The organism is Enterobacter cloacae complex sp. HYC042_NIDB, assembly GCF_056673315.1.
This window is the reverse complement of record NZ_CP109650.1, coordinates 931,473-951,432: the sequence shown is the minus strand read 5'-3', so window position 1 is coordinate 951,432 and position 19,960 is coordinate 931,473. Positions and strand designations below refer to the sequence as shown.

Sequence of the window (19,960 nt, the reverse complement as noted above, 5' to 3'; positions counted from 1 at the left end):
TTGTCAAGCCAGGACTCTCCCTGCAGAGACCCGAAAGCCCTCTATTTACAGAGATAAACAGTCCTGGTTAATAACTGCACAACTGGCGAGGCAAATTAACGTTATGAATATTTGTAAGAAAAAAACCGAATATGCACACTAGCGTTAAGGCTCACTCAATATCATCGCAGATAAATATAAAGTGTCAGTTTGCGACGCGGGCAGCATTTTATGACAGATTGTCAGGGGATAACAGCGCCAGATTCACTCAATCGGTCGGTGGAAGCGGCGGTTGCGTTGCTGGCCGGTCGGGGGGAAGGAAAAACGTCTGAATATTCATCGACCGAAGAGGGTTTGTAACAAAGTAATACAAAGAGAGGCTTTTAAAAATCGCTTCATGATTCTTTATGGACCATTTTAAACGGCAAAATGAATTAAGAAAAATAGTAGATTAGGATCTCTCAAGAATTATCCTAATTTCACTGCGGGAATTAACTCGGCGAATTATTCCAGTAAAAAGGGGCGGTTTTTCGCCGCCCCGTCATTTCATTTATGGCGGCTCAAAATTCCGCGATGATAGAGATTACGTTTGATACGCGTCAGACCCGGCTTCGGTTTGCGCGGCTCATCCAGGCTCGCCAGAACAATCTCCAGGACGCGTTCCGCTACATCTCGGTGACGCTGGGCCACCGCCAGCACCGGGCACTGAAGGAAATCGAGAAGCTCGTTATCCCCAAACGTGGCGATCGCCAGGTCAGAGGGAAGCTTGCCTTCACGACGCAAGGTGACATCCATTACCCCCTGCAGAAGGGCAAATGACGTGGTGAACAGCGCCTGGGGCATCGGGTGCGTCTCCAGCCATTTTTCGAACAGTTGCGCAGCGGCTTCGCGTTCATAGCTGTTGGCATAGAGATAGTGGACTTCACGCGGATCGTCTTTCCAGGCGGTTCTGAACCCTTGCTCACGGAGGAAGCTTACGGAAAGCTCGGGCAGCGCGCCAAGATACAGCACCGTTTCAGCGGGGAAGGTTCTCAGCTCAGCGGCCAGCATTTCCGCGTCATCCTGATCGGCACCCACTACGCTTGTGAAATGCTCACGATCGAGCGCGCGGTCCAGCGCCACGATGGGGAACGGATCGTTCGCCCAGCGCTGGTAAAACGGATGCTCCGGCGGTAAGGAGGTCGAGACGATGATGGCATCGACCTGACGCTGGAGCAGATGTTCAATGCAGCGCATCTCGTTATCGGGCTGGTCTTCAGAACAGGCTATCAGCAGCTGGTAACCGCGCTGGCGGGCCTGACGTTCGAGATAGTTGGCGATACGGGTATAGCTGGTGTTTTCCAGATCCGGGATCACCAGACCAATAGAGCGGGTGCGCCCGGCACGCAGGCCGGCAGCGACAGCATTCGGATGGTAGTTATGCTCACGAACCACCGCCATAACTTTTTCAACGGTCTTATCGCTGACGCGGTACTGCTTTGCTTTGCCGTTAATCACATAACTGGCCGTTGTTCGTGACACGCCGGCTAGCCGGGCGATTTCATCCAGTTTCACAATTGCCCCTTAAAAAAAGAAAAGAGTCCATGGCCCTGTCAAGGTTATGGTTAAATCTTTTAACATCTAAACGCAGAAAAGCCTTCGCGGCAACCGCTTTTATCTGCGTTGTCGGCTGATTACGCAAAAAAAAGCCCGGCTTTGGTGACCGGGCTGAAAGAGGCGAACCTTTTTAACAACTACCGCATGATTTTCTCGCCGCGTGACAGACCAACGATCCCCGATCTCGCCACCTCAACAATTTTTGCTACATCCCGCACGGATGCCAGGAAAGCATCCAGCTTGTCACTGGTTCCGACCAGTTGAACCGTATAAAGAGAAGGCGTGACGTCGATGATCTGTCCGCGGAAAATATCCGCATTGCGTTTGACCTCTTCGCGCCCGTAACCGCTGGCCTGTATTTTTACCAGCATGACCTCACGCTCAACGTAAGCGCCCTGCCCCAGCTCGCTTACGCGCAGCACATCGACCAGCTTATGCAGCTGTTTCTCGATCTGCTCAATTACCTTGGCATCGCCAACGGTCTGAATCGTCATACGCGACAGCGTCGGATCGTCCGTTGGCGCCACGGTCAGGCTTTCAATGTTATAGCCACGCTGCGCAAAAAGCCCAATGACGCGCGACAGTGCGCCAGACTCGTTTTCCAGTAATACCGATAATATCCGGCGCATATCAGGTTCTCTCCGTTTTGCTTAACCACATCTCGTCCATACCGCCGCCGCGAATATGCATCGGATAAACGTGCTCGGTTCCATCAACGATGACATCCATAAAGACGAGGCGGTTGTTTTTAACGTGCTCAAGCGCTTCGGCGAGCTTCGTTTCCAGCTCAGCCGGATCGGTCACCCGCATCCCTATATGACCGTAAGCTTCAGCAAGACGAACAAAATCCGGCAGCGATTTCATATATGACTGAGAGTGGCGGCCCGAGTAGATCATATCCTGCCACTGCTTCACCATACCGAGATAGCCGTTATTGAGGTTGAGCACCAGTACCGGCAGCTCATATTGCAGCGCGGTGGAAAGTTCCTGAATGTTCATCTGAATACTGCCGTCTCCGGTCACGCAGACGACGGTTTCATTTGGCAGCGCCAGCTTCACGCCCAGCGCGGCAGGCAGGCCAAAGCCCATCGTGCCTAAACCTCCCGAGTTGATCCAGTGACGCGGTTTATCAAACGGATAATAGAGGGCGGCAAACATTTGATGCTGGCCCACGTCAGAGGTCACATACGCGTCGCCTTTCGTCAGTCGCCATACCGTTTCGATGACCGCCTGCGGCTTAATATGCTCGCTTTGGGTGTCATATTTCAGACACTGCCGCGCGCGCCATTGCTCAATTTGCTGCCACCAGTCACGGATTTCATCCAGCGGTTGCGCTGTGTTTTCCAGCGCCAGCAGATCCAGCATTTGTTCAAGGACCTGTCGCGCGTCGCCGACGATAGGTACATCAGCCGACACCGTTTTTGAAATTGACGTCGGATCGATATCAATGTGCAGCACGGTGGCGTTCGGGCAATACTTCGCCAGGTTGTTGGTCGTACGATCGTCAAAACGCACGCCGACGGCAAAGATGACGTCAGAATGATGCATCGTCATGTTGGCTTCATAGGTACCGTGCATACCCAACATGCCGAGCGCCTGACGGTGGGTGGCGGGAAACGCTCCGAGTCCCATCAGCGATGACGCAACAGGAAGATTGAGCTTTTCAACCAGTTCACGAAGCTGTGCCTCACACGCTGAATTGACGGCCCCGCCACCGACATAGACCACCGGTTTTTTAGCGGCCAGCAGCGTTTGCAGCGCGCGTTTGATCTGACCTTTGTGACCCTGCGTTGTTGGGTTGTAAGAGCGCATGCTCACCGATTCCGGCCAGACATAAGGCAGCTTGTTTGCCGGGTTCAGGATATCTTTAGGGAGATCGACCACCACCGGCCCCGGGCGCCCGCTTGCCGCCAGCCAGAACGCCTTCTTCAGAATGCCAGGAATGTCTTCGGTTTGCTTGACCAGGAAGCTGTGCTTCACGACGGGACGCGAAATCCCGACCATGTCGCACTCCTGAAACGCATCATAGCCAATCAGTGATGTCGCGACCTGTCCGGAAAGGATCACCAGCGGAATAGAGTCCATGTACGCGGTCGCAATGCCGGTAATGGCGTTTGTCGCACCGGGCCCCGACGTGACCAGGACCACGCCCACTTCACCCGTCGCACGCGCCAGGCCATCGGCCATATGTACCGCCGCCTGCTCATGGCGTACCAGCACATGGTCAATACCCCCTACCGTATGCAGTGCGTCATAAATATCGAGGACCGCGCCGCCAGGATAGCCGAACACTTGCTTTACGCCCTGATCGATCAGCGACCGGACGACCATTTCCGCGCCAGACAACATCTCCATGCTTTGCCTCCAGGCATTTTGTTATAGACGGACCGCCGAATTCATTTCCGCACCGTCTTGCGATCGGGATGAACCCGTCTTCTATTTTGCAGAGTGATACTTACCTTAACCGCTCGTTATGAGGCAGGCAATTCGCAAACCAGGAGAGAGAAGAGGCCGTGAAAGCAGAAAAAACAGACATTGTCAGAGGATATGGTTAATTCATCTGAAATTAGGGGATGAGATGATAAATCATCGCTGAAAAGCGCGGCGATGTAGAAAATCATCTATTTTTACGGGCCTGGCAGCCGCCAGATAAAATACGCAACAGAACAAAATATTAATAAAAGAAACAAAACCAGGATAAATCACATGCAAAGATGCAATTTATCCTGACTCGATTACCGACGGCAGATGCTAATAAGTAGCTCTTCCATCCACTGATGTCCTTTATCCCGTCCAGCAGCTTCATGCCAGGAGAGATAGCAGGTGCGGCTATTTAGCTTGAGCGGCAGAGGCAAAATTTGCAGATTTAACGCGCCAGAGAACTCTTCTGCCAGCCAGCGTGGGGCAATTGCCACCAGCTGCGTCTGGGAAACGACGTTTAATACGCTGACCATGGCCATCCCCTGATAAGCCACGCTCGCCTGTTTCTCCGCAGTGTCGTACCAGGGCAGGCTAAAGGAGGCATATCTGTCGAGCGCAACAACGGCATGCTGTTCGCTATAAACGTCACTTTCACGTAACGGCGCATTCAGTCGTGGATGTTTTTTGCTGGCAACCAGCACCATTTCATCTTTAAACAGCGGTACACAGGAAAATTCAGGACGGCGGAATTCTTCATAACCCAGGACGAATTCGATTTCCTGGTAACGTAACTGGTGTTCGGTGTTTTGATTTAAGGACGATTTAAAGACGAGATTAATATTAGGTGCGATCTCTTCAACTTTATTATAAATAATTGATGTCAGATAATTATCTAATGGACTGCAGACGCAGAGATGGAATACTCGCTCACTGCTTAAGGGTTCAAAGCCCGAGCCCGGCAGCTCATTTTGCACCAGCTGCAGCGCCTGGCGGATGGAGCCGAAAAGCTGGAAAGCCCGCGCTGTAGGCTGGATCCCTCTTCCATAACGAACAAACAATTCGTCGTTGAACATAACCTTAAGCCTGGCAACGGCATTACTTACGGCAGGCTGTGACATCCCCAGGGCTTGTGCCGCACGCGTGATATTCTGCTCCTGCATGACAGCATCAAACACCGTCAGTAGATTAAGATCCACCGTGCGTAACTGTGGTTTAATTCCATCAGTAATCTGTGGTTGTTTAATATTATTTTCTGGCACTTCTGACTCCACTGTCACGCTACACTCCCTTCGCCAACGCACTGTAATAATTTCGAAAAATATGATTTACCATGCAGATACGACCAGCGAAAGAAAATTGTTTAAAAATCGGAATATATAAAGATTATCTAATAATGCTATAATACAAAACGGCACAAAGGATATGCTTAACTTTAGTGTTTGAATGAAACCATAAACCAAATCAATATACAATAACCATCCAGTTAAGGATGACTTAAGTATAATTAAACTGTTATCGACATTGAGCAGAATTAAGTTAACAATCTGTTATCAATGATTCTGTTTGAAGGGAGAAAAAGCTCTCTAAAAAAAAGATAACTCGATGATAGTAAAACGGTTTAAAGAGAAAGCACTTGTGAGGACTGCGTCACCTGAAAAATACCCGTTATGTTTATTCGTTTCTGCAAATGTTTTTTAAGTCCAAAAATAGACAATTAGTTAAGTTAAAAATCAAAAACCCAGCACAATAAGCTAAACAACACACCCTCTCTGTTTAGCCTTCTGGGGCCGTTTTTACCATCAGGGGTTGACATGCACAGCTGTATCCAGTACCACTAAAAGCATATTGAATTTAACGGAGCACGATTCATGACACGCACCATTCGTTTCATCGGTCTACTACTACTAAACGCATCCACTGTGCGCGGTAGACTGGCGGGCGAAATTCAGCGTTGAATCGTCACCAGTAAGACTAAAAACCCGCGCCACTGCGCGGGTTTTTTTATGCTCGTAGCAAGGCGCCCTAAGACTGACAAGGACCTAACCCATGAGCCAGCAAGTCATTATTTTCGATACTACTTTACGTGACGGTGAACAGGCATTACAGGCAAGCCTGAGTGTAAAAGAAAAACTGCAGATTGCGCTGGCTCTCGAGCGTATGGGCGTCGACGTGATGGAGGTCGGTTTCCCCGTCTCCTCTCCGGGTGATTTTGAATCCGTACAGACTATCGCCCGCACCATTAAAAACAGCCGCGTGTGCGGTCTGGCGCGCTGCGTAGAGAAAGACATCGACGTTGCGGCTGAGTCGCTGAAGGTGGCCGAAGCCTTCCGTATTCATACCTTTATTGCAACCTCACCAATGCACATCGCAACCAAGTTGCGCAGCACGCTGGATGAGGTCATTGAACGCGCGGTATACATGGTTAAGCGCGCACGCAACTACACCGATGACGTTGAATTCTCCTGTGAAGATGCGGGCCGTACGCCGATTGAAGACCTGGCGCGCGTAGTCGAAGCCGCCATCAACGCGGGCGCTAAAACCATCAACATCCCGGACACCGTCGGCTATACCATGCCGTTTGAGTTCTCCAACATCATTACCGGCCTGTATGAGCGCGTACCTAACATTGATAAAGCAATCATCTCAGTACATACCCATGATGATTTGGGCCTGGCCGTAGGCAATGCCATCGCTGCGGTGCACGCGGGTGCACGTCAGGTAGAAGGTGCAATGAACGGTATCGGTGAACGCGCGGGCAACTGTTCACTGGAAGAAGTGATCATGGCGATCAAGGTGCGCAAAGACATCATGAACGTGCACACCCGCATCAATCACAATGAAATCTGGCGCACCAGTCAGACCGTCAGCCAGATTTGCAACATGCCGATCCCGGCTAACAAGGCGATTGTTGGAACCGGCGCTTTCGCCCACTCCTCCGGTATTCACCAGGACGGCGTGCTGAAAAACCGTGAAAACTACGAAATCATGACTCCGGAATCCATCGGCCTGAACCAGGTTCAGCTGAACCTGACCTCCCGTTCCGGTCGTGCGGCAGTGAAACACCGGATGGAAGAGATGGGCTATCAGGACAGCGATTACGACATGGATCAGCTGTACGACGCGTTCCTGAAGCTGGCCGACAAGAAAGGCCAGGTATTCGATTACGACCTGGAAGCGCTGGCCTTCATCAACAAACAGCAGGAAGAGCCAGAGCACTTCCGTCTGGACTATTTCAACGTGCAGTCCGGCTCCAGCGATATCGCTACCGCCTCGGTCAAGTTGGCCTGCGGTGATGAAATCAAAGCGGAAGCCGCCAACGGTAACGGCCCTGTGGATGCCATCTATCAGGCGATCAACCGCGTTACCGAGTACGACGTAGAGCTGGTGAAATACGACCTGACGGCGAAAGGGCACGGTAAAGACGCGCTGGGTCAGGTGGATATCGTCGTCAACTATAATGGCCGCCGTTTCCACGGTGTGGGCCTGGCGACGGATATTGTCGAATCCTCCGCGAAAGCGATGGTGCACGTCCTGAACAACATCTGGCGCGCCGCTGAAGTCGAAAAAGAGTTGCAACGCAAAGCTCAGAATAAAGAGAACAACAAGGAAACCGTGTAATGTCGAAGAACTACCATATTGCTGTGTTGCCGGGTGACGGTATTGGTCCGGAAGTGATGGCACAGGCGCTGAAAGTACTGGAAGCCGTTCGCTCGCGTTTTGCGATGAAAATTACCACCAGCCACTACGACGTGGGCGGTATTGCGATTGATAATCACGGAACGCCATTGCCGAAAGCCACCGTTGAAGGCTGCGAAAATGCCGATGCCGTGCTGTTTGGCTCCGTCGGTGGTCCAAAATGGGAACACCTGCCGCCGGCAGAGCAGCCAGAGCGCGGCGCGCTGCTGCCGCTGCGTAAACATTTTAAGCTGTTCAGTAACCTGCGTCCGGCTAAGCTGTATCAGGGGCTGGAAGAGTTTTGTCCGCTGCGCGCGGATATCGCGGCCAACGGTTTCGACATCCTGTGCGTGCGTGAGCTGACGGGCGGGATCTACTTCGGTCAGCCAAAAGGTCGCGAAGGCAGCGGTCAGCACGAGAAAGCGTTTGATACCGAGGTGTACCACCGTTTCGAAATTGAACGTATCGCCCATATCGCCTTTGAATCTGCACGCAAGCGCCGCCATAAGGTGACCTCCATTGATAAAGCGAACGTGCTGCAGTCGTCCATTTTGTGGCGCGAGATCGTCAGTGAAGTCGCTAAGCAGTACCCGGACGTTGAGCTGTCGCATATGTACATCGACAACGCGACCATGCAGCTGATTAAGGATCCGTCCCAGTTTGACGTGCTGCTCTGCTCCAACCTGTTCGGCGATATTTTGTCTGACGAGTGCGCGATGATCACCGGCTCTATGGGCATGCTGCCATCGGCCAGCCTGAATGAAGAAGGCTTTGGCCTGTACGAACCGGCGGGCGGTTCCGCGCCGGATATCGCAGGCAAGAACATTGCGAACCCGATTGCGCAGATCCTCTCCCTGGCCCTGCTGCTGCGCTACAGCCTCGATGCAGGTGACGCAGCAACCGCAATTGAAAACGCCATTAACCGGGCGTTAGAAGAAGGCGTCCGTACCAGTGACTTAGCGCGCGGCACGGCAGCAGTCAGTACTGATGAAATGGGCGACATCATTGCCCGCTATGTCGCTGAAGGGGTGTAATCATGGCCAAGACGTTATATGAAAAATTGTTTGATGCGCACGTTGTCTACGAGGCGCCAAACGAAACCCCGCTGCTGTACATTGACCGCCACCTGGTGCACGAAGTGACCTCTCCACAGGCCTTCGACGGCCTGCGCGCGCACAAGCGTCCGGTGCGCCAGCCGGGTAAAACCTTTGCCACGATGGATCACAACGTCTCCACCCAGACCAAAGACATCAATGCTTCCGGCGAGATGGCGCGCATCCAGATGCAGGAGCTGATCAAGAACTGCAACGAATTTGGCGTGGAGCTGTACGATCTGAACCACCCGTATCAGGGTATCGTCCACGTGATGGGACCTGAGCAGGGTATTACGCTGCCGGGCATGACCATCGTCTGCGGCGACTCCCATACCGCGACCCACGGCGCGTTTGGCGCGCTGGCGTTCGGCATCGGCACATCGGAAGTTGAGCACGTTCTGGCGACGCAAACTCTGAAACAGGGCCGCGCCAAAACCATGAAGATTGAGGTGAAGGGCAAAGCCGCGCCGGGTATCACCGCGAAAGATATCGTGCTGGCGATTATCGGCAAAACCGGCAGCGCAGGCGGTACCGGTCACGTGGTGGAATTCTGCGGCGACGCGATTCAAGCGCTGAGCATGGAAGGCCGTATGACCCTGTGCAACATGGCGATTGAGATGGGTGCTAAAGCAGGCCTGGTCGCACCGGACGAAACCACCTTCAACTATGTGAAAGGCCGTCTGCACGCGCCGAAAGGTCAGGATTTTGACGACGCGGTCGCGTACTGGAAAACCCTGAAAACTGACGACGGTGCCACCTTTGATACCGTTGTCACGCTGCAGGCGGAAGAGATTGCGCCGCAAGTCACCTGGGGTACCAATCCTGGCCAGGTCATCTCTGTCAACGACAGCATTCCTGACCCGGCTTCCTTCGCCGATCCGGTCGAACGCGCCAGCGCGGAAAAAGCGCTGGCCTATATGGGGCTGACACCCGGCGTACCGCTGACCGACGTGAACATTGATAAGGTGTTCATCGGCTCCTGCACCAACTCCCGTATCGAGGATTTACGCGCGGCGGCAGAGATTGCCAAAGGTCGCAAAGTGGCGCCGGGCGTGCAGGCGCTGGTGGTTCCTGGCTCCGGTCCGGTGAAAGCCCAGGCGGAAGCGGAAGGACTGGATAAGATCTTTATCGAAGCAGGCTTCGAATGGCGCCTGCCGGGCTGCTCCATGTGTCTGGCGATGAACAACGACCGCCTGAATCCGGGCGAGCGCTGCGCCTCCACCAGCAACCGTAACTTTGAAGGCCGTCAGGGCCGGGGTGGACGCACCCACCTGGTCAGCCCGGCAATGGCCGCCGCTGCGGCAGTCACCGGCCATTTCGCCGATATTCGCAGCCTGAAATAAGGAGACAATCATGGCAGAGAAATTTACCCAACATACGGGCCGTGTTGTCCCGCTGGACGCCGCTAACGTCGATACGGACGCGATCATTCCGAAACAGTTTTTGCAGAAAGTGACCCGCACCGGTTTTGGCGCACACTTGTTCAACGACTGGCGTTTTCTGGACGACAAAGGCGAAGTGCCAAACCCGGAGTTCGTCCTGAACTTCCCGGAATACAAAGGTGCATCCATTCTTCTGGCGCGGGAAAACTTCGGCTGCGGCTCCTCGCGTGAGCATGCGCCCTGGGCGCTGACCGACTACGGCTTTAAAGTGGTTATCGCCCCGAGCTTCGCGGATATCTTCTACGGCAACAGCTTCAACAACCAGTTGCTGCCGGTGACGCTGAGCGACGAGCAGGTCGATGAACTGTTCGCGCTGGTTAAGGCAAATCCGGGGATGGCATTTGAGGTGGATCTGGAAGCGGAAGTGGTGAAAGCCGGGGATAAGACCTACAGCTTCAGCATTGATGCCTTCCGTCGCCACTGCATGTTGAACGGTCTGGACAGCATTGGCCTGACGCTCCAGCACGAGGATGCCATCTCAGCGTACGAGAAAAAACAGCCTGCGTTTATGGGCTAAAGGCAATGGCCCACAGGGCGCGGGCCATTGATAAGGGTGCGTTGAGGCTCAACCACTCTGGAGAGGCGGGGACACTTCCCCCGCCAATACCGCTAACGTTTCGCTTCGTAAGCCAACACTGCCGCCAGCTCTGTTTTCTCCTGTCTGAAGTGCAACTCACACAGCGAATCACGCACCATCCAGGTGAAGATCAATAGCGTCGTACAGATCAGAAACAAACCTAACAGCAGAGTACGTTTTGGCATTCCAGCCTCCTTATTGCTTTTCGGCAATGAAGAGACTAACCTCGCAATGTTGGTTGTGAAGTTGGTCTCCCCATCAGTTTTTTGATGTGGGAATCTCCACTGTTTGCCTCTTGCGAAAGCCTGAGGCAAACAGCCTCAAGCACCCGTCACGCACTCTATGCGCCTTCTCTGTATCTGTCAGAAAATCGTTTCATTTCGTGAAGCCGCCTTCCAGAATCAAACATCCTTGACCCGGCAGGTCAGCCCAAGCGTTACCACCGAAATCGCCGCAATCATCCAGTAAACCGAGGCATGACCATAACTTTGCGCCAGCGCGCCCTGAATCACTCCCGCCAGAATAACGCCCGTCGAAATACTGTTGGTAAAAAGCGTAGTCGCAGAGCCGGCGCGGCCGGGCATGAGATCCTGGAACCAGAGCATGCCGATCCCGGCAACGATGCCAATGAACACGGCATTAAACAGCTGCAGCGCCAGCAACGCTTCACGCGAATGGAAAAGGAGCAGCCCCGCGTAGAACAGCACCCCAGCCGCCACGGCAACGATCATCATCCGACGCTTTCCGAAGCGCTTAACGTAATACCCCGCCAGAATCATCGCCGGAATTTCCAGCCCGGCGGCGGTCCCCATTAAGATCCCCGCAAGCTTGTCCGGTAGGTCTAGATCGCTGCTGATCCACAGCGGCATATCAATAATGTACATGGTGTTGCAGGTCCACATCAGCGTGGAGGCGATAAACAGCATCCGCACGTTTTTATCCTGCCAGCCGCTCACCTGAGTGATGGGCTTATCCGTCGTCTGCTCAACCCGGGCGACAGACGGCAGCGCAAAGGCAATCAGAGCCAGACTGATAATAAAAATGCCTGCCGCGATAGAAAACATGACCGTAAAGCCATAGTTCAGCGCCAGCATGAAGGCCAGCGGCGGGCCGATGACCCACGCCAGCGAGAGCTGTGCGCGCATCACCGAGCTGAACATCACTACCTCTCGCGCCGAGCTGTCGGCGTATTCACGGGCCAGCGCGAACAGCTGCGGCATGGCGGTGTTCGCCAGAGAGGCCAGCAGCACGCCGCAGGTGATGAGCGTCAGGTAATGACGGTTAAAGGCAAAAAGCAGCGCGTTGCCCACGGCCATGGCGCAGCAAAAGAGGATCAGCCTGCGGCGATCGCCCTGGCTGTCGGATCGTTTCGCCAGCCCCAGGCTAACGAGGATCCCGGCAATCGCGTTAACGGTATAAAACAGGCCCACCCAAAACGGCTGCGCCCCCACCTCGCGGCTGAGAAACAGGCTCAGCGTCGGTGCCTGTAGCGCACCGGCCACGCCCATCATGAAGGCCACCAGCATAAAAGCAGCGTACACGCCATTCAGGCGGCGCCCCATCGTCATCAACCACAGCATGCGCAAGTCCTTGTGAAAGCGAATCGAAATTGGGTGAAAGAATAAACGAAAAAAGCCAGCAAAAACATTTTGCTGGCGGGTGATAAACACCAATACTCAGTCACACATGATCGAGGCGAGTTAGCGAGAAGAGGTCGGTTTCGTAACGTCCCACTGCATCAGATCTTCCAGGATTCTCAGCCGTTGCTCTGCACACTGGCGGGCCAGCCAGGACACTCCCTTTGTCGCTGAAAAGTACTGCTGATAAAACTGACGTGCGGTAGACCTCTTCATAATTTACCTCCTCACTTCATCGGGAAGCATTATTGGCTTAATATAGGGATTAATAAATTGCTGATTTTTTGTCAGGAGTTCCTCTTTTATGCCCTCCGGTCGACTGCAACAACAATTCATCCGCCTGTGGCAGTGCTGCGAGGGACAATCGCAGGAGACCACGCTTAACGAGCTGGCAGAACTCCTCAACTGCTCTCGCCGCCATATGCGCACGTTACTCAACACTATGCAGCAGCAGGGCTGGCTAAGCTGGGAGGCCGAGGCGGGACGCGGCAAGCGCTCACGCTTGACCTTCCTGTATACCGGCCTGGCGCTGCAGCAGCAGCGGGCGGAGGATCTGCTGGAGCAGGACCGTATCGATCAGCTGGTACAGCTGGTGGGCGACAAAGCCGCCGTGCGCCAGATGCTGGTCTCACACCTGGGACGCAGCTTTCGCCAGGGACGCCACATTCTGCGGGTGCTTTACTATCGTCCGATGAAAAATCTGTTGCCCGGTACGGCATTGCGACGTTCTGAAACCCACATGGCCCGGCAGATATTCAGCGGTCTGACGAAAATAAATGAGGAAAACGGGGAACTGGAAGCGGATATCGCGCACCACTGGCAGCAGCTTTCCCCCCTGCACTGGCGTTTCTTTTTACGCCCGGGCATTCACTTCCACCATGGACGCGAGCTGGAGATGCGTGACGTCATCGCCTCTTTAGAGCGCGCCCGCACGCTGCCGCTCTATTCGCATATCACGCGGATCCACTCCCCAACGGCCTGGACGCTGGATATTGAGCTGTCCCAGCCAGACAACTGGCTGCCGTGGCTTCTGGGCTACGTGCCCTCGATGATCCTGCCTGCCGAGTGGCGATCCCTGAACAATTTTTCCAGCCAGCCGATCGGTACAGGCCCCTACTCCGTTACGCGCAATAACAGCAATCAGCTGAAGATCCGCGCCTTTGATGACTATTTTGGCTATCGGGCGCTGATCGACGAAGTGAACGTCTGGGTGTTACCGGACCTCAACGAAGAACTGAGCGCAGGCCTCACCCTTGAGGGGCCCACAACCAGCGAAAAGGCGTTCGAGAGTCGCCTGGAGGAGGGCTGCTACTATCTTCTTTTTGACAGCCGCAGCCACCGCGGAGCAAACCACGATGTCCGCAAGTGGATCAGCCATATTCTGGCCCCGGCTAACCTGATTTATCACGCTGAAGAGCAATACCAGACCTGGTGGTTTCCGGCCTATGGCCTGCTTCCGCGCTGGCACCATGCTCAGCCGGTGCGCAGTGAAAAACCCGCCGGGCTGGAGACCATCACCCTCAGCTACTATCGCGATCACATTGAGCACCGGTTTATCGCGAGGATCATGAGCAAGCTGCTCGCGGCCGAAGGCGTGACGCTGGCGATACAGGAAGTCGATTATGATGAATGGCACCGGGGGGATGTCGTCAGCGATATCTGGCTCAACAGCGCCAACTTTACGCTGCCGCTGGATTTCTCGCTCTTTTCACACCTGTATGAAGTGCCTCTCATTCAGCACTGCATCAGCCGGGACTGGCAGCAGGACGCCGCGAAGTGGCGGGCAGGAGAGATGGATCTGGCCGCGTGGTGCCAGGAGCTCCTGGCCGGGCAGACGATCGTACCGTTGATCCACCACTGGCTGCTGATCCAGGGACAGCGCAGCATGCGCGGCCTGCGGATGAACACCCTGGGCTGGTTTGATTTTAAATCCGCCTGGTTTGCGCCGCCGGAGCCATAACGCTTTCGTAATATTCACCAAATCATTACAATAGCGCCGTTCTCAACGGGGTGCTGCATCACAGATGTGCGCTGAGATAATACCCGTCGAACCTGATCCGGATAACGCCGGCGAAGGGATTTGAGGCTGTTTCTCAAAATCCTTTGCCACTCAACCCTGAGGTGCAAAGTGTTAAAAAACGTTCTTCCTCTGCTGGCGCTGGTTGCGCTGCCTGTTTTTGCTAAGCCTGTTCTGACGGTCTATACCTACGACTCCTTCTCCGCCGACTGGGGCCCCGGCCCGGTGGTTAAAAAAGCCTTTGAAGCCGACTGCAACTGCGAGCTGAAGTTCGTGGCGCTGGAAGATGGCGTGTCGCTGCTTAACCGCCTGCGCATGGAAGGGAAAAACAGCAAGGCCGACGTGGTGCTCGGGCTGGATAACAACCTGCTGGAAGCCGCCACGCAAACCAGACTGTTTGCCAAAAGCGGCGTAGCGGCAGATGCCGTCAACGTGCCGGGCGGCTGGAAAAACGACACCTTCGTTCCCTTCGATTACGGCTACTTTGCGTTCGTCTACGATAAAAACAAGCTGAAGAACCCGCCGAAGAGCCTGAAAGAGCTGGTCGAAAGCGACCAGAAATGGCGCGTGATTTATGAAGATCCGCGCACCAGCACGCCGGGCCTGGGGCTGCTGCTGTGGATGCAGAAAGTCTACGGCGACAAAACGCCGGAGGCGTGGCAGAAGCTGGCTGCGAAAACCGTTACGGTCACTAAAGGCTGGAGCGAAGCCTATGGCCTGTTCCTGAAAGGCGAAAGCGATCTGGTGCTGAGCTACACCACCTCTCCGGCATATCATATTATTGCCGAGAAGAAAGACAACTACGCGGCTGCGAATTTCGCTGAAGGTCACTACCTGCAGGTTGAAGTGGCTGCCCGCACCGCCGCCAGCAAACAGCCGGAACTGGCCGAGAAGTTCCTGAAATTTATGGTCTCCCCGGCATTCCAGAACGCCATTCCGACGGGCAACTGGATGTACCCGGTTACCGACGCGACGCTGCCGGCAGGCTTTGAGCAGCTGAACAAACCGCAGACCGCGCTGGAATTTACGCCGCAGCAGGTTGCCGCGCAGCGCGCCGCATGGATAAGCGAATGGCAACGCGCCGTCAGCCGCTGATCCCCGGCTGGTTAGTTCCCGGACTGATTGCCGCCATACTGATGGTGGTCGTCAGTCTGGGAGCGTTCCTGGCGCTGTGGTTTAACGCGCCAGAGAGCGATCTGCCCGCGCTCTGGCACGATAGCTATCTCTGGCACGTTATCCGTTTCTCCTTCTGGCAGGCGTTTCTCTCCGCGCTGCTGTCAGTCATCCCGGCCATTTTTCTTGCGCGTGCCCTCTATCGCAGACGTTTCCCCGGCAGGCTGGCCCTGCTGCGCCTGTGCGCCATGACGCTGATCCTGCCCGTGCTGGTGGCCGTTTTTGGCATTCTGAGCGTATACGGTCGCCAGGGCTGGCTGGCCTCGCTCTTCGCGTCTTTAGGCCTGGAATGGACCTTCTCTCCCTACGGGCTGAAGGGCATCCTGCTGGCACACATTTTCTTCAATATGCCGATGGCGACGCGCCTCTTTTTGCAGGCGCTGGAGAACATACCCGGCGAGCAGCGCCAGATTGCGGCCCAGCTCGGCATGCGCGGATGGTCATTCTTCCGCTTTGTCGAATGGCCGTGGCTGCGACGCCAGATTGCCCCGGTGGCCGCGCTGATCTTTATGCTCTGTTTCGCCAGCTTTGCGACCGTGCTTTCTCTCGGCGGCGGCCCGCAGGCCACCACCATTGAGCTGGCGATCTATCAGGCATTAAGCTACGACTACGATCCGGGCCGCGCCGCGTTGCTGGCGATCGTACAGATGGTGTGCTGCCTGGCGCTGGTGTTACTCAGCCAGCGGCTGAGCAAAGCGATCCCCGCAGGAAGCAATAATCTTTCTGGCTGGCGCGATCCGCAGGACAGCCTGCACAGCCGCATCTCGGACGTGATGCTGATCGCGCTGGCGCTCCTGCTTCTGCTGCCGCCGCTGCTGGCCGTGATCGCCGATGGCCTCAACAGGAATGTGGTATCGGTACTTCAACAGCCGGTCCTGTGGCAAGCCACATGGACCTCATTGCGTATCGCGCTGGCAGCCGGGCTAATCTGCGTGACGCTCACCATGATGCTGCTCTGGAGCAGCCGCGAGCTGTACGCGCGACATGCCCGTAAAGCCGGACACGCGCTGGAACTGACGGGCATGCTGATCCTGGCGATGCCGGGCATTGTGCTGGCGACCGGCTTCTTTTTACTGTTTAACAGCACCATCGGCCTGCCGGAAAGCGCCGACGGCATCGTCATTTTTACCAACGCCTTAATGGCCATACCGTACGCGCTGAAGGTGCTGGAAAACCCGATGCGGGATATTAACAGCCGGTACAGCGCCCTGTGCCAGTCCCTTGGCATTATGGGCTGGCGGCGGCTGAAAGTGGTCGAACTACGTGCCCTGAAGCGGCCGCTCGCCCAGGCGATGGCCTTCGCCTGCGTGCTGTCGATTGGGGATTTTGGCGTGGTGGCCCTCTTTGGCAACGAGGATTTCCGCACGCTGCCTTTCTGGCTTTATCAGCAAATTGGCTCCTATCGCAGCCAGGACGGCGCGGTCACGGCACTTTTACTGCTGGTGCTGTGCTTTGCGTTATTTACCGTTATCGAAAAACTCCCGGGGCGTGATGTTAAAACTGACTGATGTAACCTGGCTTTACCAGCATCTGCCGATGCGTTTTACCCTCTCTGTTCGTCAGGGAGAGCGAATTGCGGTGCTTGGCCCAAGCGGGGCCGGTAAAAGTACCCTGCTCAATTTGATTGCCGGTTTTTTGCAGCCTGTCAGCGGGTCGATAGTCATTGATAATGGCGAGTATACCTACGCTCCGCCGTCTAAGCGCCCGGTGTCGATGCTGTTTCAGGAAAACAATCTGTTTAATCACCTTACGGTGTGGCAGAACATCGCGCTGGGAATCGATCCGGGGTTAAAACTCAATGCTGCGCAGCGTCAGAAGCTGGAGGCGATTGCCGAACAAATGGGCCTGTCCGCGTTGATTTCAAGACTGCCCGGTGAGCTTTCCGGCGGCCAGCGTCAGCGCGTGGCGCTGGCACGTTGTCTGGTGCGCGAACAGCCACTGCTGCTGCTCGACGAACCCTTCTCGGCACTCGACCCGGCCCTGCGCCAGGACATGCTCTCGCTGGTGGAAGAGGTTTGCCAGCGCCAGCAGATCACGATGCTGATGGTTTCGCACAGCATTGAAGATGCCGCACGCATTGCGCCGCGATCGGTAGTGATCGCGGAGGGACGGATTTTGTGGGATGGAGAAACAGAAGAACTTCTGAGTGGTAACGCGGAGGCGTCTTCATTGTTAGGCATTCGTGCGGTCTGACGCCCTCACCCTGGCCCTCTCCCACGGGGCTGAGGGTTCCCCAGAAAAATGAAAAGCACGATGAAGTGTGATCTACTGGTTGCGCTAACAAATCAGAAGAGACCTCATCGTGCCTTTACAGACAGTCTGCCAGAAATTTTTCTCCGCGTCTTTATCTGACATTCACAGCTTCCGGGTTAATGTCCTTGTTTCCATGGCCGTCGCGCTCACCCACGGCGCATCCCTGACCCTGACCAGCCTGGGGCGAACCCTTCCCGGCAGGGCGCACGTCAAAAATAAAATTAAACGTGTTGACCGTGCCCTGGGTAATGCCGCCCTTCACCGTGATATTCCCCGCATTCAGCACCTGCTCACACATACCATCACCTCCCTGATGCCCTTCTGCGTTATCGCTGTCGACTGGACCGGCTGGCATGACAGGAACTGGCATCTTCTGCGGGCAAGCCTGGTCTGTAATGGTCGTTCACTTCCGCTTATGAGTGAGGTTGTCCCCGCAGAGCTGGCGCAGAACAGTGATGTCCAGTGCCGCTTCCTTGACCGCCTGCATGCTGCCATCCCGAAAGATAAAGCCATTACCATCCTTACGGATGCCGGCTTTCGGACAGACTGGTTCCGGCATGTAAGTCAGCTGGGCTGGAGCTTCACTGGCAGAGTCAGGGGCTGTATCAGCTTCCGGCTGGACGGAGATAAAAAGTGGATGAAAATCAGCGAGCTTGAGGCTACCGGGCAACCGGTCTGCGTGGGTTACGGTGTCCTGTCCCGTAAACACCGTATCCCCTGTTACGGCCGGTTTTATCTGCACAAACGCCCGGAGGCAGGGCGTCGCGGAAAGGGAGGCATGCCAAAAACACAGCGGGAACACCGCAGCAGTGCGCGGGAGCCCTGGCTGCTGTTCAGTAATGCAGAAGGGCTGGAACCGCACCAGATAATGGCCCTGTACAGCCGACGAATGCAGATAGAACAAAACTTCCGGGACGACAAAAGCCCACGCTTCGGGTTCGGTCTGAGGCTGAGCCGGAGCCAGGGAAAAGGGCGACTGGAAGTGCTGAATATGGTCGCGGCGATGGCAAGTCTGGTGATGTGGCTGGCAGGTTACAGGGCAGAAAGGCAGTGTTTACACTGGCATTATCAGGCAAGCAGTATCAGGCACAGGCGGGTGCTGTCTTACCTGAGTCTGGCAGAAGAAGTGCTCCGGCATGAACCTGGAAAAGTGAGGCGGCTGAATATAGGTAACGAGATGAAAAAGCTGGGAAAAGAGTACAGTAATATGGTCATGGAGGCATGACCATATTACTGGGGATCCCTCAGCCCACGGGGAGAGGGAAAACACCTTAACGGCTCACCACCTTCAGCAGGATCTCGCCGTACACCGGCATCAGCGGGTGACGAATCAGCGCGACCAGCGCCACCACCGCCACGCCCAGCGTCAGCGGGGCCAGCCAGAGCAGGCGCGTGCGCGGGAGATAGTGCGTCAGGCGATTGACACTGGCTTTCGCGCTGCGCCATAGCCGCCAGCAGAGCCAGACCGCCAGCCACAGCAGCACCGCCGTTCCCAGCAGCAGCCACTTGAACTCACCGCTTTGCATACCGTCAGGGATATCAATGGCCGCACCCGCGAGGATCCCCGGCAGGAAGTAAAACGGCGGCCAGAATACGCAGCCGATAATGTTCGGCACCACGAATTTTGCGACGGGCAGATCCAGCATCCCCGCCACCATCGGCACCAGCGGACGCGTTGGCCCGACAAAGCGGCCTACCAGAATGGTGAACATGCTGTGCTGGTGCAGCGCATGTTCGGTTTTATCCAGCAGCGCTTTGTTCTTTTTCATGAACGACCAGCGGTGCAGCGGCTTCTTAAAGCGCCAGCCCAGCCAGAAGGAGATCCAGTCCCCCAGCAGGCAGCCGATAATCCCGGCCAGCCACGCCTGCCAGAAATTGACCTCACCGCTGCCAATAAGCGCCCCAAGCCCCGCCATCATCACGGTGCCGGGCAGGATCAGCCCAACCAGCGCCAGCGATTCCAGAAACGCCACCAGCGCCACGGCGATGAGCGAGTACATAACGGACTGGGTAATAAAGTGTTCCAGCAATGCCTGCATAACTATTCCGGTCAGAAAACGAATCAGCGATTCTGCTTAGCGCCCCGCACCGCGTCA

General features: G+C 55.3%; 18 protein-coding genes and 1 riboswitch. Of the genes, 10 read left to right on the top strand and 8 right to left on the bottom strand.

Features of this window, described 5'->3' with window-relative positions; all coding sequences use genetic code 11:
• Positions 1 to 525: 525 nt before the first annotated feature.
• The 4 genes from cra to leuO all read right to left on the bottom strand — a co-directional run bounded on the left by cra (position 526) and on the right by leuO (position 5,255).
• Positions 526 to 1,533, bottom strand: a complete 1,008-nt coding sequence (gene cra / locus OKF39_RS04540; RefSeq protein ID WP_014168621.1) for a catabolite repressor/activator — start codon at positions 1,531 to 1,533, stop codon at positions 526 to 528.
• Between the two features lie 179 nt (positions 1,534 to 1,712).
• Positions 1,713 to 2,204, bottom strand: coding sequence for an acetolactate synthase small subunit (ilvN, locus tag OKF39_RS04535; protein ID WP_045259452.1), 492 nt, complete (start codon positions 2,202 to 2,204; stop codon positions 1,713 to 1,715).
• 1 nt (position 2,205) lies between these two features.
• Complete coding sequence (gene ilvI, locus OKF39_RS04530; RefSeq protein ID WP_028015500.1) at positions 2,206 to 3,930, bottom strand: acetolactate synthase 3 large subunit; 1,725 nt, start codon at positions 3,928 to 3,930, stop codon at positions 2,206 to 2,208.
• A 380-nt stretch (positions 3,931 to 4,310) separates the two neighbouring features.
• Complete coding sequence (leuO, locus tag OKF39_RS04525; protein WP_041911249.1) at positions 4,311 to 5,255, bottom strand: transcriptional regulator LeuO; 945 nt, start codon at positions 5,253 to 5,255, stop codon at positions 4,311 to 4,313.
• Between the two features lie 609 nt (positions 5,256 to 5,864).
• Between leuO and leuL the strand changes: the two genes are divergently transcribed.
• The 5 genes from leuL to leuD all read left to right on the top strand — a co-directional run bounded on the left by leuL (position 5,865) and on the right by leuD (position 10,724).
• Positions 5,865 to 5,951 carry a leu operon leader peptide gene (leuL, locus tag OKF39_RS04520; RefSeq protein WP_071993742.1) on the top strand — a complete coding sequence of 29 codons (87 nt, stop codon included), beginning with the start codon at positions 5,865 to 5,867 and terminating at the stop codon, positions 5,949 to 5,951.
• Between the two features lie 91 nt (positions 5,952 to 6,042).
• A complete protein-coding gene (leuA, locus tag OKF39_RS04515; protein ID WP_479983523.1) occupies positions 6,043 to 7,614 on the top strand; it encodes a 2-isopropylmalate synthase in 1,572 nt (523 codons plus the stop codon).
• Entirely contained in the window at positions 7,614 to 8,705 is a 1,092-nt protein-coding gene (leuB, locus tag OKF39_RS04510) for a 3-isopropylmalate dehydrogenase (RefSeq protein WP_232948621.1), read from the top strand. The genes leuA and leuB overlap by 1 nt, the downstream gene beginning before the upstream one ends.
• 2 nt (positions 8,706 to 8,707) lie before the next feature.
• A complete protein-coding gene (gene leuC, locus OKF39_RS04505) occupies positions 8,708 to 10,108 on the top strand; it encodes a 3-isopropylmalate dehydratase large subunit (RefSeq protein ID WP_232948622.1) in 1,401 nt (466 codons plus the stop codon).
• 10 nt (positions 10,109 to 10,118) lie between these two features.
• A complete protein-coding gene (leuD, locus tag OKF39_RS04500; RefSeq protein ID WP_028015497.1) occupies positions 10,119 to 10,724 on the top strand; it encodes a 3-isopropylmalate dehydratase small subunit in 606 nt (201 codons plus the stop codon).
• Between the two features lie 92 nt (positions 10,725 to 10,816).
• Here the strand turns inward: leuD and OKF39_RS04495 are convergent, their stop codons facing one another.
• The 3 genes from OKF39_RS04495 to sgrT all read right to left on the bottom strand — a co-directional run bounded on the left by OKF39_RS04495 (position 10,817) and on the right by sgrT (position 12,637).
• A complete protein-coding gene (locus tag OKF39_RS04495) occupies positions 10,817 to 10,969 on the bottom strand; it encodes a Hok/Gef family protein (RefSeq protein ID WP_010427008.1) in 153 nt (50 codons plus the stop codon).
• 216 nt (positions 10,970 to 11,185) lie between these two features.
• Positions 11,186 to 12,364 (bottom strand): sugar efflux transporter, encoded by a 1,179-nt coding sequence (locus tag OKF39_RS04490; RefSeq protein WP_126345442.1) that lies wholly within the window; start codon positions 12,362 to 12,364, stop codon positions 11,186 to 11,188.
• Positions 12,365 to 12,484: 120 nt separating this feature from the next.
• Positions 12,485 to 12,637 (bottom strand): glucose uptake inhibitor SgrT, encoded by a 153-nt coding sequence (gene sgrT, locus OKF39_RS04485; RefSeq protein WP_045631150.1) that lies wholly within the window; start codon positions 12,635 to 12,637, stop codon positions 12,485 to 12,487.
• Positions 12,638 to 12,725: 88 nt separating this feature from the next.
• On the opposite strand from sgrT, the gene sgrR reads away from it, so the two are divergent.
• The 5 genes from sgrR to OKF39_RS04460 all read left to right on the top strand — a co-directional run bounded on the left by sgrR (position 12,726) and on the right by OKF39_RS04460 (position 19,089).
• Positions 12,726 to 14,381 carry an HTH-type transcriptional regulator SgrR gene (gene sgrR / locus OKF39_RS04480; RefSeq protein WP_048957875.1) on the top strand — a complete coding sequence of 552 codons (1,656 nt, stop codon included), beginning with the start codon at positions 12,726 to 12,728 and terminating at the stop codon, positions 14,379 to 14,381.
• 36 nt (positions 14,382 to 14,417) lie between these two features.
• A riboswitch (TPP riboswitch) is annotated at positions 14,418 to 14,518 on the top strand.
• A gap of 31 nt (positions 14,519 to 14,549) precedes the next feature.
• Positions 14,550 to 15,533, top strand: coding sequence for a thiamine ABC transporter substrate binding subunit (gene thiB, locus OKF39_RS04475; RefSeq protein WP_126326304.1), 984 nt, complete (start codon positions 14,550 to 14,552; stop codon positions 15,531 to 15,533).
• A complete protein-coding gene (thiP, locus tag OKF39_RS04470; RefSeq protein WP_479983522.1) occupies positions 15,509 to 17,119 on the top strand; it encodes a thiamine/thiamine pyrophosphate ABC transporter permease ThiP in 1,611 nt (536 codons plus the stop codon). The genes thiB and thiP overlap by 25 nt, the downstream gene beginning before the upstream one ends.
• Positions 17,103 to 17,804, top strand: coding sequence for a thiamine ABC transporter ATP-binding protein ThiQ (thiQ, locus tag OKF39_RS04465; RefSeq protein WP_479983521.1), 702 nt, complete (start codon positions 17,103 to 17,105; stop codon positions 17,802 to 17,804). Before thiP ends, thiQ begins: the two co-directional genes overlap by 17 nt.
• Positions 17,805 to 17,913: 109 nt before the next feature.
• Positions 17,914 to 19,089 (top strand): IS4 family transposase, encoded by a 1,176-nt coding sequence (locus tag OKF39_RS04460; RefSeq protein WP_232929599.1) that lies wholly within the window; start codon positions 17,914 to 17,916, stop codon positions 19,087 to 19,089.
• A gap of 46 nt (positions 19,090 to 19,135) precedes the next feature.
• On the opposite strand, the gene OKF39_RS04455 is transcribed toward OKF39_RS04460, so the two are convergent.
• Entirely contained in the window at positions 19,136 to 19,903 is a 768-nt protein-coding gene (locus OKF39_RS04455; protein ID WP_479983520.1) for a DedA family protein, read from the bottom strand.
• Positions 19,904 to 19,960: the final 57 nt, after the last annotated feature.